Here is a 14,972-nt window from a genome sequence, read left to right as displayed (position 1 = left end):
TTTGGCTTACTGCAGGAGGCTGAGCACCGCCTGCGGCAGCTGGTTGGCCTGAGACAGGATCGCAGTACCGGCCTGTTGCAGGATCTGGTTCTTGGTCAGGTTCGCAGTTTCTGCCGCGAAGTCCGTATCCTGAATCCGACCACGTGCAGCCGAAACGTTCTCTGCGATGTTCTGCAGGTTACCGATGGTGTTCTCGAAGCGGTTCTGCACAGCACCGAGGTCGGCACGCTGCTTGTCGATCGCCTGGATCGCTTGGTCGATGACGATTACCGACTCCTGAGCGCCCTGTACAGTGCTGACGTCGATGTTGGTCATTTCTGTTTCGGTGACACCGGTGGCCGCAGTGTATGCAGGGTTGGTTGTAACCCCAGCGACAGTGCCACTTACACTCAGTGCCGACAGCGCGTTGGCAGTGCCATCGCTATTCTGACCAGAAACCAGTGTGGTAGCACCAGTGTCATCCACAAAGGCACCTACGCCGATGTTCGCATCGTTGATGGCAGTTGCAACCGACTGGCTCACTTCCACAGCAGTCGCACCGCTAGCTACAGCAACATCTACCGAGAAATCAGTACCATTGACAGTACCGGAAACGGTGATGGTACCCGAAGCGCTGGCGGTGCCAGCAGCAGCAGCCAGACTACCTTCGTAGTACTTGCCCTTCAGCGACGCAGTGCTCATCTCGTCGATCTTCACGCTGATGGTTTCGTTAGCTGCGCTACCTACCTGGAAGGTGGTGGTGCCGAAGTTACCATCCAGCAGTTTCTTGCCACCGAAGGTGGTGGTGTTGGAGATACGGTTCAGCTCTTTCTTGAGCTCGGTCACTTCCGAGTTCAGTGCCTTACGCTCGCCTTCGCTGTTCGAGCCGTTGGCCGACTGCAGGGACAGGTCACGCATACGCTGCAGAATGGTGGTCGACTGCTGCAGTGCGCCTTCAGCGGTCTGCGCCATGGAGATGCCGTCGTTGGAGTTCTTCACTGCCACGTTCAGGCCGTTGACCTGGCTGGTCAGACGGTTGGCAATCTGCAGGCCAGCCGCATCGTCCTTGGCACTGTTGATGCGCGAACCAGTCGACAGGCGCTGCAGCGAGGTGTTGAGCGCGTTGGACGAAGTATTCAGGTTGCGCTGAGTGTTCAACGACGCAATGTTGGTGTTTACGGTCAAAGCCATGATGTTTGTCCTCCATCGGACACTAACGTGTTTGCCTGGGCTTGCGACTCTGGCCTGCAATGCTCAGGCAACATTGAGTTCGCTTTCATACTCTTTATCGACCTGAATCTGCGAAGCTTTAGGAGAGAAGTTGAATTTTTTTGCGACTCCCTTGACAAGCCTGGTGCCATGACTCTTCAACCTCTTCCCAAGCAGCGTATCGGCGCTTGCTTGTAATTCTTGAGCCCGACAATAAAACCGCGTCAGACCACCGACGCCTCAGTCAGGCAACCAAGCTCGCTGCCATGCAATCAGGTTGTCCCCTTCGAGCATCCAGTCGCGCATGACCTGCTGCTGCAAGGCGTCGCCTGCGCGAGCCGTCGCGTCCAGATCAGCGACATGCATCCTGATTGCGTCTACCCAATCCCGATAACGGTTCTTCACCCTGGTCACTGGCAGATCTCCCTCGTAACTCGGCACATCACTGCAGACCACGGGAAAACCACAGGCTCCGAACTCCAGCAAACGAAGATTGCTCTTGCACTCGTTGAACAAATTTTCTTCCAGAGGAGCCACTGCCAGATCCAAATTAAGTGCTGCCAATGCCTGTGGGTAGCTATTGATGTCTACGCCGCGGTGAATTTCTTTGACGAAGGGCCGTATTTTCTCAGGACACATGCCCATGAATACCCAGTCGACTTCGTCCGCCAGAGCACTGACCACATCGGCGATCATCTCCAGATCTCCGGTGTGACTGATGCTGCCCGCCCAGCCCACTCTTGGCTTAGTGGACACCCGACGCTGCGCGTGAAGGCCTTTCCACCAAGCTACTGGAAGACAGTTCGCCATAACCCGAATGTCGTCGTGCAACCCTCTGCAGGCATCCGCCAGCGGCTGAGTCGACACGACGAAACGATCAACATATGAAAGACCACGACGCATGGATCTGAGAATGTCCCGGGGCATATGTGCACGGTGAATGCTCTTCATCGGTAGATTGGGCAGATAGTCATCGAGCTCGTAGACCTTCAAGGCACGAGACAGCGCCTGCATACGCCGCATTGCATCAATACGGTCGTCACCTATCTGGCGCTGCAAAACAATAACGTCAGGCTCGTAGCGCTCCAGATCAGCAACGTGCATCAGCCCCGAAGATATCGCCCCGTCGACGAGGCCAGCCTGTTGTAGGGCCATGAATGGCTGCATGACGCGGTAGTGCCCTGAGCCGGAGCTATCGGCGGGATGTGCAAGCACAGTCGCCAACGGTTTCCACGATGACAGTGGCCGCCACGACAACGCCGTATCGGCCAGCTTGAAGCCACCCGGCTGAGAGAGGGAAAAGTTAGGATTGTAGGCTGGGTCTCGCGCCAGTATCGGCAACCATTTGGCGTACATATCGTCATGTTCTGCCGCAGTGCCACGGGAGCTGTCGGCACGATCAAGCATCAGTTGCGAAAATGGTGTCCAGACGGTCAGATAACCTGCCTGACGCGCCTTCAGGCATAGATCGGCGCCAGCGAATCGGAACGGTATCTCACTCTCGCTCAGCCCACCCAAAGTGAAAAACAGCGCTTTTTCGACCAGCAGGCAATCATGTCCCACAGCGCTGCTGTTCTGGGCGACCTGAAGACGCTGCATGTAGCCAGGCGCATCCATGGGCTCACCGGTATACGGCCTGCCGACCGGCCCTTCCAGACCGAGGATAAGGCTGGCCTGAAAGATCTTCCCATCTGCCGAAAGCAGCTTGGCACCGACGCAGCCCACCTCAGGACGTTGACCATGGTTGAGCAGTTCATCCAGCCAGTCATCACTGATTGCGGCTGCATCAGCCGAAAGAAGCAATAGGTAATCCCCATGGGCTTGTTGGGCAGCCTGATTGATGAGGGACTGAGGCGCCTGCTGCCCGCCACCTGCAGGCAGCACGCGGATGCGTGCCTCTCCAAGTGAAGCCAGTGCGGCGAGCCATGCACTGACCTGCTCATCTTGAAAATGACTCTGGATCAACAGCAACTCGTAATTCGCGTAGCGGGTATTCTCAAGAATGCTCTCTACACAGCGCTGCAGGGGCTCTAGGCGCTCGCCAGCAACGATGAGCAGGGAAACAAGCGGTGTTTGCCCATGCCCATAATCAATCTGATAACGACCCGGCTTGGCGGAGCCGATAACTGCATTTTGGTACCCACGCTGCTGCAGATGCAGGCTAATAGCCCGCTGCTCAGCATCGCTGTCGACAAGGGCAGGTGCGTCGGTGATCAGTAAAGGCTCAGCCACATGGCCCAATCCATCCAAGCCACCCTCGCTGATCAGCCTGAGGATCAGCTCAAACTCCGGAGCTTTTTCAAAGGCGGGGTCGAACCCACCGGCCGCTACGACAACATCTCTGCGGAACAGCCAGTGCTTGGCCATCCCGGCAGGGAAACTCAACAGATAATCGAGGTTGAATGCCGGCCGAAACGCGGCAGCAAGCTGCCCCTCCTGGCGGAACATCTCATCGCAGTAGATTGCGCGACAATCAGGAGCGGTCAGCAACTCCAGCCCGGCCATCATCAGGCCTGATTGCGTCAGCTCATCTCCCGCACGCATGAGGAGACACCAATCGAAGGCTGAATCGTTCATAAGCGCATTGAGTGACGCGACATAGCCCTCGGCAGGTAAGGTGATCACTTGGCAAGGCGTAGCGCCCTGTGCAACGTCACTTAGCGGGGTAAGTACGAAAGCCTGCAGCTTCTCATAGTTGAAACGAGCTCGCTCCAAAGACGCCAGAGTCAACACCAGCGCAGCATGGTCGCCCTGATTATCCAGTATCACGACGCCAAACCGGGGGGCCGCCGCTCCGCCCTCAAGCCGCCCTGCGATGTGCTTTCTCTGCACCGGCGTAAGGCTACGTTTGTCCAGCCAGGCCTGCATGCTCGGCGAGGAGCGCCCGTACTCTACGGTAATTCCAAAACGCTGCAGAACCCGTGCCCTGCCTGCGATAACGGCACTGTTACCGCCATCACCATGGCGCCGATACATTTCCAAGTACAACGCGGCGAAATTCTTCTGCTCCCTGCCAAGCATGTGATCAGTGCCGGTGTTCGGCGCATCGCGCAGACGCACCTGCGCAGTGATCAGAGGAACATGCACAAATGTATAACGCGCTGCCAGGCGTAGCAGCATGTCCCAGTCTTCGAATGCGCTAAGCCCCGTATCAAACTCGCCCACGGCCGCCAACATGCTACGCGGATGCGCCCAGGTATTGACGGGAATGTAATTCTGAGAGAACAGGTGATCCCTGTCGTAACTGGAATGACGGAACGGGCTCTGCTTTCCAAGCTCGACACGCTGGCCGCTTTCCACTCGCTCATTGACGTACTCGGCAGCGCTGTAAACCACGCACTGAGGGTTCTTCTCGAGCGCCTCGAACATGATGGCGAGATGATCAGGCAGGTAGATGTCATCATCATCGAGATAACAGACGTATCGACCACAAGCCAGCCTCAAACCGGCGTTACGGGCGGCCGATAGCCCTCCATTGGTACCAAGGCGCACATAGGTGATGGGGAATTGATAACCTTGCAGCAAGTGCTCGACCGGTTCGCCATGATCGTTGACCAAGATCACCTCGAAATCGGTCATTGACTGCTGACCAAGGCTGGCCAGGGCATAGGTCAACAGCTCAGGACGATTGTAAGTCGTCAGAACGACACTGAACTGAGGTGCAACCGACTCGGCACGCAAGCTAAGCAGGTACGGTTCGCACTTAGCCTGCACGCCCTCGAACTCTTCGACTATCTCCGAACGATCAGCCACCGCCTCGATGACCTGCCGACAAACAGCATGAGCCTCTTCGAAACGGGCTGCTTGGATGTAGGGATGCACCAAGGCGCGTGCTTTGGCTGCAAGTGCATCCTGTGCCAATGGCACCGTAGTAGCCTTCAGATTCTCATGCTCAAGAAGCAAGGAATAGATTTTCAGCAACTCGGTCAGATTTCGTTCGACCGTATCGGCCCAGGTGACACCACCTGCATGGGTACGATAGGCGGAAATTGGACGGTCAATGAAATGGATCTTACCCGCGTCGGCGGCCAGAATATTGATGACGTAGTCACCGTACTTGACCGTGCTGCACCATGCCGGATAAGTGCGCAAGAATTCAGCGCGATAGAAAGCAGTACATGCCGGTATCAGGTTTTCCTGAAGCATTTCGGCTATGCCGAGCCCTGTTTTGCATCGTGCCGCTGCCGGTAGCTGGCCCAGCACCTTTCCATCGGCGCTCACGATCCGGGCGCGGCCGTAGCACAGGGAGAAATTCTCATGCGCCTCGAGCCAATCGGCCTGTTCTTGTAATCGGTCATGTGTGAGCATGTAGTCATCGCCCTCGAGCCGCGCAAGGTACTTGCCCCTGCACTGAGCGATGGCAAAGCGGCCATTGGCTTGCATGCCGATGTTCTGCGCATGACGAAAGTATCGAATGACCTCAGGATGCGCGTCCGCAAGCTCCTGACACACCTGATCGGTGCCATCGCTGGAAGCGTCATCGGCAATGACCAGTTCGATGGGAAAATCGACCCGCTGGGCGAGCACGCTTTCGATGGCCTCGCGAATATAGCCAACGTGGTTGTATGTCAGCATGAAAACGCTGACGAGAGGGGACTGTTCACGCGTGGTCATTGCAGGCCTCTGGAATGTTTGGGTGCATGTGGTGGATCAACTCCGGGCCTCGGCCCAACGGCCCATCCGGCACTGAATATCACCCATGATTTCGTTCTGGAAAAATAGGCCGTCGCCGACGCCCACTCCGAAGATTGGCGTGGTTTCGGGAAGAGCGCCCTGTAGAAAGGAGTTCAATTCATGCAAGGCATTCAGGTTCGCCATCGTTGGGCGGGGAAGTCCCATCGACAGGAGTTCCACCCGAGCAAAACGGACGGTGTTGTTTCTCAAGAAACCGATCGCATGCAGCTGATCGACGAGATGTTGCGGCAACCGCTCATCATCGATTCCCCTATCTCCCAGTACTTCGATGCTCAAGCGGCGATCCTCCAGATCACCACTGAAGGCACGGTAGTTTGTGGTCCGGTAAAAATCGAGGCCCGGATCGAGTCCGTAGAAATAACTCAGGTCGCTAGTGGTCGCATCCATCAGTTCTATGTTGACGATACGATGGGCCAGAGGCCGCTCGAAGCCGAAGCGGGCAATGTCGATTCCCAATATGCGGGCGGCACCAACGACTCCGGTAGCGAAAAACAATTTATCCGCGAACAAGGCATGCTCGTTGCCTTCTGCGTCTCGCCATTGCACGTGACGGTTCAGCGGATCACACCGGGTAATCTGCACGTCCTCTAGTATGTTCACGCCACGCTGTTCCAAATGAACGCGAATCGCCTCTATGAAGGAGCGGGTACCCTGGCCCCGCGCGTAGTACCGCCGTTTTTCATTAGCATGGCTGCTCGGCATGCGGCGCTGATCAGGCACCGCAAGAAGTGCACGAAAGCCGGCATCGTCCAACCGCTGCACCCACGCACCCTGCTCCATCGCAACAAGCCGGGTAAGCCCGGGTAACAGCATGGCAAAACCGGCCAGCTCATCGGCGGAGCAGCCGTACATGTTGGCAAGAACTGGGGCAAGAACCTGATCGGTGTAGCGTTTTCCGAAACGCTTGTAGCCGGCTTCGACCAAGCTGCCGCGTCTCGGAATCGAGTCAATCGAGCAAAAGCCAGTGGCAAGGTGATCGAGTACCGAATCCAGAATAGGTACATGATCAGGTTGCGAACGAATATCGGGATAGTGCGAGTGTTCCTGAAGCGCACCGCCGAACACTGAGCCGGCCAGATCACCAACGCCCGGCGGGAAGTGCAGTAACTGCTGCGGTTGCAGAACTCCAAGCAAGAACTCATCGACCTCGGGCCATTCGCTCTCGCGAAACAGATGCGTCCCCTGATCGAAGTACAGCGACTCCTCAGGGTAGTCGGTACCCGCCAGCAAGCCGCCGATGCGTTTGTTACGTTCAAGGATCGTAATCGTCTTTCCAGGTTCGAGCTCGAGCAACCGCTTTGCTATAAGCAGACCGGCCAGCCCCCCACCTATGATCACGAAACTCATTTGCATATCCCCAGCATGCTGCGTTCTCAAAACTCGCCGATACAGAGCAGTCGTTCACTCTGTTCAAGCAGACGATGTCCACTTAGACGCAAATAGGCATTGAGCAGAGCAGGCGTCGTTAGCCCGAGATTGATCAGGGTATCTTCATGCTTCTTCTTAGCCTTGCCGACTGGGATTACCGTCACTCTGGGACAGACGGCACGCATTATCTCGGAGATTTCCTCGACGTCGAAAAAGCGGATATTGAACAATGGATCAGAAACTGCCGTTCGCTCGAAATAGCCCCTGAACTGCTCGTTGTGCGCGTTGTGTACGGTCGCAATCATGCGGCCCTTCGAAATACGCGCCTGCTCAGTCGCCAGCGCCTTGATTTCAGCATCGGCGAACAATCCCCAAAAGCCGTTGTGATACGTCAGATCAAACTGGCCATCCGGGAACTCGAAGGCGAATGCATCCATCTTGTGTATCGCGCCAGCCAGATCAGGAAAGCGAACCTTGGCCAGATCTACCGATTCAGCGGAGAAGTCGGCTCCCTCACAGCAAACGCCCATTCGATTGAGCGCGGCCATATCACGGAAGCTTCCAGCCGCGATTTCCAAGAGGCGTACCTCACGGCGGCGCCTCAATGCCCGGATGTAATGAGCGTGGCGCAAATCAGCCTGATATTTGTCGAAAATCTTGGTCCAGGTGCTGTCCCAATCGTGCTCACTGACCAGCTTGCGCGGTGTTTCGTCGGTCACGTCACTCTCCCAATACCAGGACGGTTTCGTTATACGAGCGGGATATGATCGCTTCTGTATAGCTCACTGGCCCATCAATGCACTGCCCATTGAAACAGCGCAGATGGTTGATCGCCACGTCGTAACCCGCAAGCCTGGAGAACTCCACGCCTGCCGAAAAACGTGGATTGATGTCCATCAGCAAATAACCATCCATCTGCTCAATGAACTCCATATTCAAGCAACCATGCAGGGAAATGCTTTGCGCGATATGAGAGGCGATCGTCATAAGCCGCGGATCGGCATGCAAGGCAACGCTCAGACCAGCCCCATTGCTGGTACGCAAAAGCTCCTTGCGGCAAATAACCGAGGACTTACCGGATAGCGCATCTCTCACGACATCCACCACATGAATGGAGCCTCGGTGAAACGGCTGCAGAATGTGATCGCGAAAACTGTCTTTTTTCAGCGCGTACTCAAGATCGACTCGATCTTCGATACGCATCACACCTTCGCTGCTCCGGCCGCGACGCGGCTTAGCCAGCCAAGGAAAGGGACTGCGCAGGCTTGGCCACTGCGTAATTGCATGGCTCTCGATTCCGGTAATCAGCGGGTCGTGTTCGAAGTGCTGGAACAACGCAAGCTTGTCGCGGCATAACTCGATGCAGGCGTTATCGGGCAAACACACGAGTACCGACAGATCGTCAAACAGAGAGCGATGAGCACATATTACGTCGACCTCGGGATCTGTCAGAGCTAACAGGTGAGTAACCCCATGGCGCACACATATGTCCGCAAGCGCCTGGATATAGCGTTCGACCTCATGGGCACGGGGAACCTGATAGCAGATATCGACCTGATTGGCACAGGGCAACCAGCTACCTGGATGAATGTCGCAACCAACCACTGTGGTTGCAGGCAGACTGTTCAGCGAGCCAATGACCGAGCTCGCCGACATGGAGCCGATTGCGGTGACCAGCACATTCATAGGTACCACCACTGCCGAGCCCGCATGGCGACAACGCGCTTCAACGCGCACGTTTCACTAAGCTGATGATTCGATCCTGGGTGTCCTCATCCAGCCCCGGATAAATAGGCAGACAGAGAATTCGCTGGGCTATGTCGCTGGCATTTGGAAGCCGAGCGGGATTGGCACTATCCAGACCGCGATACATGGGAAAATTACTGATCAGCGGGTAGAAGTAACGCCTCGCGAGAATTCCTTGGCCCTGCAGCAGCTCATAGAGCGCATCGCGACTGATGGGATAATCCGCGTTAATGAATACCGGGCAATAGGCATGATTCCACTGCACATCCTGCGCAATGTCCATCATGCCGATACCAGGCGTATTCGAGAACGCCTGCCTGTATCGCTCATAGAGCGTGGCACGCACCGCTAAGGCATGATCGATATGCTGCAGTTGCAGCAAACCGAAGGCAGCCTCGACTTCGTTCATTTTTCCATTGATGCCAGGCGCAACGACCGTGGTTTCATTAGCGAAACCAAAGTTCTTCAAATAATCGATACGCTGCTTGATGCGGGCATCGGGGCAAATGATCGCGCCGCCCTCGAAGGTATTGAATACCTTCGTGGCATGAAAACTCAGGATCGAAAGATCGCCCTGCTGCAGGACACTGGCGCCCCCCTGCCTGACTGCAAATGCATGAGCGGCATCGTAGATGACCTTCAACCCGTAGGTGTCGGCGATGCTGGCAATGCGATCCATATTGCAGGGCAACCCATAGCAATGGACGGGAAGAATCGCAGTGGTCGCCGGGGTAATGGCCTCTTCAATCCGATCCGGGTCAAGGTTGCAGGTATGCGGGTCGACATCGACAAAAACCGGCTTCAGGCCATTCCAGAGCAGGGAGTGGGCGGTAGCAACGAACGAGTACGGGGTAGTGATGACCTCACCGGTGACTCGCAGAGCCTGCAACGCAGTGACCAATGCAAGGGTCCCGTTGGCGAACAGACTCAGGTGCTTGACACCCAGATAAGCGGCCAGCTCCTCTTCGAGCTGTTGATGGAAGGGCCCGCCATTGGTAAGACGACGGGTTTCCCAGATGCTCTGCAAGTATGGAATGAACTCTTCCAGCGGTGGCAGCAGCGGGCTTGTTACCGGAATTGAAGTAGCCATACCAGAATCTCTTTCAGGTGCGTTGAGCCGACGCTAAAATCGCGCGCACTGGACGCGAAAACGCCTACCCAACGTATCAGGCCTGGCATAAGCAAATCGTCCGTTTTTTGGCGCTCGCCTAAGCATAAGCAAAAGTTCAGCCAGGTACGATCAACTCGATTCAAAGACCTATCTAAGCCCTTTGAGAGGCAAGACCTGCCATCAAAGCTTGTTGAAAAGATTCAAGCTACTCACTTTCACATAGCTCTGCTGCGCAGCCTCGAGAATCAGCGTCTGGAATGACAGACGCGAGAGCGCTTCGGGATAGTCCAGTTCGCGCAGTTCAGCCTGTACCGACTTATTGATCAGGCCAACGTCTTCGTTATCGGTGAGGGTGTTCTCGACAACATTCAGGCGTGCGCCGATTTCGCCACGCGTGCCGTCGACCGTGGTGCTGGCATGCGAGAGGTTGGTAATCGCCTGCGCCACGGCGTCACGAGCAAGCCGACTGCCCTCCTCGGTCGCAGGTGCATCTTCAAGAGATTTTCGCAGGCTGCCTATGGTATCGAGCAAGCCTTGTTTCTGGCGGTTAGGGTCGGAGGTGACGGTTACTGTGTCGCCGCTAGCAGGCGCACCGTCGAAGTTGACCACTACGCCACGAAACACCAGCTTGTCAGTCGAACCTGGCTCTTCATCCATGGTTCCGGTACCTAGTGCCGGCGTAGTGGTTCCGGCTGCGAAGATCTCATAATTATTGGCACTGGGGTTGCCAAAAACAATATCGATTCCACCGTCAGGAAAGGCAGGCGTGCCGCTGAATGCCACTTCATCCTGCACCAAAGGCGTCGAAGCACGCAGGGTCGAGCCTGGCTGCGCAGTAATGGCCGCATCCAGACGACCGGCATTGGTGACATTCTGGAACACCTTCTTGCCGTTATCGCTGATCGCGACGCTCAGGGAACTGGCGATTTCCAGTTTTCGCTGCCCCTCATCGCCCTGATAGGAATAAGTGCCGTCAGCGTTACGAGTGAAAGGCTCAGCCTTGCCCTGGAACCCGGAGAAAAGATACTCACCGCGAGCGTTCTTGGTGTTCATCAGGCCCAGCAGCTCGTCTTCCCGCTCGCGGAGCTCAGCAGCGATGGACTTGCGCTCCTCAACACCCAACGAGCCGTTACCTGCACGCACGGCAAGCTCTTGAACACGTTGTATGACCGTGTTTACCGAGTTGAGGGTGGCTTCTTCCTGGTTCAGGCTGTTCTTCGCTGCCGTCAGGTTGGAGTTGTACTGGGTCAGCACGTTCTGCTGCTGCTCGAGCTGCAGCAGGCGCACCGAAGCGACCGGGTCATCCGCGGGCGTGAGGATGCGGTTGCCGGTGCTGATCTGTTCCTGAGTGCGTATGGCATTGGCGTAGTTGCGCTGCAGGCCTTGCACGCCGTTGTTGAACGCCTGAAGAGTGGAAATGCGCATAGCAGCCTCGTTTTCTCTAGCGGTGACTGGCGTTTACCAGAACCGCACCCTCTTGGGGATTTGTTCACCATCTGGCCATTGCTGGATGGTTGAAACGGATCATCTGTAATTCAGTGCTTGGTCGCGTTGGCCGCTGGTGGGCTGAAGCCCACCCTACTTCCACGCTTACCTGAATGCCCCGATCAGGGTATCGAACAAAGAGCGCGCAACTTGAATCACCTGGGCCGACGCGTTGTAGTACTGCTCGAACTTGATCAGGTTGGCCGCCTCTTCATCCAGGTTGACCGCTGACAGCGAGTCACGGTTGTCCTGCGCCTGCTTGAGGATAGCAGTGGTTGCCTCGCTGTCCTGCCGGGCCTGAGCGGTGAGCGTGCCGACGCGCTCGATCAGATCACCGTAACTGTCTGTGAAACTGGAGCCGGTGGCAATGCCCGTTACGGTGGGATCGACGCCGACCACCTGCTTGTTTTGTAGGCCAACCAGAGCCAAGGCGTTACGGTTGTCCGAGACACCATTCTGGTTGAAGGCGATATCGAAACGGTCACCGTTTTCCGGGCGGCCGCTGACGCTCATGTTGACGCTGGTGCCATCGGCCAGGGTCAGTTGATAGTTGTTCTGCTGGCCCGGCTCGAAGAGCGGGGTCGGCGCCGGAGTGATCGGCTGCCCCTTGTTATCGACGCGGGTCAGCGTCGCACCCGCCGGCAAACCGTTGAAACCACCCGCAGCCGAATCGTAAGTCAGCGTCAGCGGAGGGAATGCAGCTTGCAAAGCTGCCGGGTTGATATTGCTACCTGTGGATTGCAGCGTCGGCTGACTGATCACACCGTTGCCGCGGTTCTGCAGATTGGCCTCGGCGCGAATCGGCGCAGCGAACGCCAACTGATCAGCCTGATCCAGCACGGTAGAAATGGTCGAGGCACCAATGCGTGTCGGCTGCAACACGAACGAATCACCGGCGGCCGGTGCGGGCGTGCCGACAACGATCTGGAAACCCTGGCTGCGCCCGGCGCTATCCTGAAAGCTCAGGGTACCGGGTGGGTTCTGCGTCACGGTCATCGACTGGTTGTCGCTCAAGCGCCGTGCCGTGTAATTGCTACCGTCGAACTCCAGCCGATAGTCGCTGGTGGTCAACAACGAACTGTTGCTGATGTTCAGGATCGGTGAGGCATTGCTGCTGTTGTTGGCAGACGGCAACACCCGCAAGCGGGCCAGTGACTCTTCATTGAAATCGCCAAACAGCTTGGTGCCGACCTGTCCTTTCAGATCCAGGCCTTGCCCCAATTGGCTGTTGACCTGATCACTCACCGCCAACGCCAGACGCCCCAGTGAATTGAAGGTGGTATCCAGCACCTCCTCGCGATAACGCAAGATACCGCCCAGCTCCCCGCCAGTAACCTGCGTGGTGATGGTCTGCCGCGCGGCACCGACGATGAACTGTATCTCGGAGCGATTCGGATCGTTGGTGCCGGGTACCACTTCCAGGCGGGCAGCACTGTTGCCGATTACCAGCGGCTGACCAGAGCCGATGAAGACGTTCTGCGTGCCATCGTTCTGCGCCACGACATTGACGCCGATAAAGGTCGACAGCTGGCGTACGGCCTCTTCACGGGCATCGAGCAGGTCATTGGGCTGACTGCCATTGGATTGCGCGATCGCGATGGATTCGTTGAGGCTGGCGATGGAGCCGGAAAGCCGATTGATCTGCTCGGTGACCGCGCCCATCTGTTTGTTGGCGAAACTGTTCTGTTCGCTCAAACGGTCGTAAACCGTATTGAAGCGCCTGCTCAACCCCTCGGCCTCCGACAGCACCAGCTGCCGCGCAGGCACATTGGAAGGGTCTTCGGCTGCGGTCTGCAGGGCCGAGAAGAACTTCTGCAATGATGGGGTGACACCCGTGGTGGTACCGGCCAACAGCGAATCCAACTGATCGATCTGGCTCTTGTAGGCCGCCACATCACTGCTCAACGAGGTACTGCTGCGCAGTGAGGTGGTCAGGAACTCGCTGTAGCTGCGACGGATGTCGACCAGCGAAGTGCCGGAGCCGATATAGCCCGCCCCGCTGAACTGCGGAGTACGCGTGGCCTGAATGGTGTCCTGACGAGAGAACCCCGGCGTGTTGATATTGGTGATGTTGTGGCCGGTGACCGCCAGCGAGGTCTTGTTCGCCGACAGGCCCGACAGGCCAATGCTCAGTAAGTCAGCCATGCTTCATCATCCCTTGTTCGAGGGCGCGCCGTTGGCGGCGATCATCTGGTAGGTCGACAGTTTGCGAGCGATCTGCGACACCTTCTTGGCGTACTGCGGATCGGTGGCATAGCCGGCTTTCTGCAGCTCACGGGCGAACTGCTCGGGGTTGGCGGTCGAACTCAGGGCCTTTTCATAACGGCCGTTGTTCTGTAGGAAGCTCACGTAGTCTTCGAAGCTGTGGGCATAGGATTCGTAGGCGCGAAACGATGCGGCTTCCTTCACCGGCTTGCCGTTCTGGTATTCGGTGGTCATCACCCGCGCGGAATCGCCGTCCCAGCTGTTGTGGGTCTTGATACCGAACAGGTTGTGGCTGCTGCTGCCATCGCCTTGCTTGATGATCGATTTACCCCAGCCGGTTTCCAATGCTGCCTGGGCGACCAGATAGCGAGGGTCGACGCCCAGCTTGGCCGCAGCCTTCTCGGCCATCGGCAGCATGGTTTCCATGAATTCCTTGGACGACTTGAACGTCGTGCGACTGGCAATTGCCTCACTGCCATTGATGTCCAGACGACGTTCAGCAGGCGCTGCGTAGGCTTTGGCGGGTAGCCAGTCACCCTTGGCCAGCGGCTTGCCGACCGCATCGCCTGCTGGGGTGCCAGCAGCGGTAGCAGCCGTGACCGCCTCAGCGCCCGGTACGATACCGGCCTGGATCCGCTGTGCCAGTTTGCCCGGCAGTGACAGGCGGCGCTGGTTGAGCAGCGCCATGTCGTTGCGCTCACCGTCAGCCGAGCCCTGAGCCTTTTCGACCTGAATCGGCGCAGCGGCCTCTTCAGTGCGAGCCAGCGGTTTGCTCGGCGCAGCGGGCACCGGTGCGTCGACCTGGGCGAACGGATTGGGCCGATCGCTGACGTTGCGCATCTTCGACATCTGCCGCGCCATCACGTCGGCCAGGCCGATACCGTTCTTGTTGCCGGCCATGGTCACGGACAGCTGCTGGTCGTACATGTCCTGGTAGGTCTTGGCCTCGTTGCTGTTCATGAAGTTGCCTTCACCGAACACTTCGTTGGCCGAGCGCATGGTCTTGAGCATTTCATTGAGGAACAGCGACTCGAACTCCTTCGCGACCTTGCGAATGTTCTCCTCATTGTCGCCGCCAACCTTGAATTGGTTGAGGCGATTGAGATCGGTATAGGCGCCGCTATCGAGGGTGGTGGTGCCGGCGGCCGCGAGTCGAGTATCCATGTCCCGTTCC

General features: G+C 57.2%; 9 protein-coding genes. All 9 read right to left on the bottom strand.

Annotated elements, in window-relative coordinates; translation table 11 throughout:
• Window positions 1-6: 6 nt before the first annotated feature.
• Window positions 7-1,170 (bottom strand): flagellin, encoded by a 1,164-nt coding sequence (locus tag K5Q02_RS12515; protein WP_225830929.1) that lies wholly within the window; start codon window positions 1,168-1,170, stop codon window positions 7-9.
• Between the two features lie 258 nt (window positions 1,171-1,428).
• The gene (locus K5Q02_RS12510) at window positions 1,429-5,802 is read right to left on the bottom strand and encodes a glycosyltransferase (protein ID WP_225830926.1); all 4,374 of its coding nucleotides are present in this window, start codon (window positions 5,800-5,802) and stop codon (window positions 1,429-1,431) included.
• A 36-nt stretch (window positions 5,803-5,838) separates the two neighbouring features.
• A complete protein-coding gene (locus K5Q02_RS12505) occupies window positions 5,839-7,230 on the bottom strand; it encodes an NAD(P)-binding protein (RefSeq protein ID WP_225830924.1) in 1,392 nt (463 codons plus the stop codon).
• Window positions 7,231-7,256: 26 nt separating this feature from the next.
• Window positions 7,257-7,970, bottom strand: a complete 714-nt coding sequence (locus K5Q02_RS12500; RefSeq protein ID WP_225830922.1) for a class I SAM-dependent methyltransferase — start codon at window positions 7,968-7,970, stop codon at window positions 7,257-7,259.
• A gap of 1 nt (window position 7,971) precedes the next feature.
• Window positions 7,972-8,937: an ATP-grasp domain-containing protein gene (locus K5Q02_RS12495; RefSeq protein WP_225830920.1), complete on the bottom strand. Its 966-nt coding sequence runs from the start codon at window positions 8,935-8,937 to the stop codon at window positions 7,972-7,974.
• A 40-nt stretch (window positions 8,938-8,977) separates the two neighbouring features.
• On the bottom strand, window positions 8,978-10,087 hold the full coding sequence (locus K5Q02_RS12490) for a DegT/DnrJ/EryC1/StrS family aminotransferase (RefSeq protein ID WP_225830917.1): 1,110 nt from the start codon (window positions 10,085-10,087) through the stop codon (window positions 8,978-8,980).
• A 201-nt stretch (window positions 10,088-10,288) separates the two neighbouring features.
• Window positions 10,289-11,533 (bottom strand): flagellar hook-associated protein FlgL, encoded by a 1,245-nt coding sequence (gene flgL, locus K5Q02_RS12485; protein WP_225830915.1) that lies wholly within the window; start codon window positions 11,531-11,533, stop codon window positions 10,289-10,291.
• Window positions 11,534-11,698: 165 nt separating this feature from the next.
• The gene (flgK, locus tag K5Q02_RS12480) at window positions 11,699-13,738 is read right to left on the bottom strand and encodes a flagellar hook-associated protein FlgK (protein ID WP_225830912.1); all 2,040 of its coding nucleotides are present in this window, start codon (window positions 13,736-13,738) and stop codon (window positions 11,699-11,701) included.
• Window positions 13,739-13,744: 6 nt separating this feature from the next.
• Window positions 13,745-14,962 (bottom strand): flagellar assembly peptidoglycan hydrolase FlgJ, encoded by a 1,218-nt coding sequence (gene flgJ, locus K5Q02_RS12475; protein ID WP_225830910.1) that lies wholly within the window; start codon window positions 14,960-14,962, stop codon window positions 13,745-13,747.
• Between the last annotated feature and the right edge of the window lie 10 nt (window positions 14,963-14,972).

It is taken from the genome of Pseudomonas sp. MM211 (assembly GCF_020386635.1).
In the GTDB taxonomy this organism is placed as follows: domain Bacteria; phylum Pseudomonadota; class Gammaproteobacteria; order Pseudomonadales; family Pseudomonadaceae; genus Aquipseudomonas.
The sequence above is the reverse complement of the archived record's forward strand: the minus strand, read 5'-3'. Positions and strand labels throughout refer to the sequence as shown.

Coding starts and splice junctions, on each gene's coding strand:
- flgK (WP_225830912.1), bottom strand. CDS start 13,738: ATGGCTGACTTACTGAGCATTGGCCTGTCGGGCCTGTCGGCGAACAAG.
- K5Q02_RS12515 (WP_225830929.1), bottom strand. CDS start 1,170: ATGGCTTTGACCGTAAACACCAACATTGCGTCGTTGAACACTCAGCGC.
- K5Q02_RS12495 (WP_225830920.1), bottom strand. CDS start 8,937: ATGAATGTGCTGGTCACCGCAATCGGCTCCATGTCGGCGAGCTCGGTC.
- K5Q02_RS12490 (WP_225830917.1), bottom strand. CDS start 10,087: ATGGCTACTTCAATTCCGGTAACAAGCCCGCTGCTGCCACCGCTGGAA.
- flgL (WP_225830915.1), bottom strand. CDS start 11,533: ATGCGCATTTCCACTCTTCAGGCGTTCAACAACGGCGTGCAAGGCCTG.
- K5Q02_RS12505 (WP_225830924.1), bottom strand. CDS start 7,230: ATGAGTTTCGTGATCATAGGTGGGGGGCTGGCCGGTCTGCTTATAGCA.
- K5Q02_RS12510 (WP_225830926.1), bottom strand. CDS start 5,802: ATGACCACGCGTGAACAGTCCCCTCTCGTCAGCGTTTTCATGCTGACA.
- flgJ (WP_225830910.1), bottom strand. CDS start 14,962: ATGGATACTCGACTCGCGGCCGCCGGCACCACCACCCTCGATAGCGGC.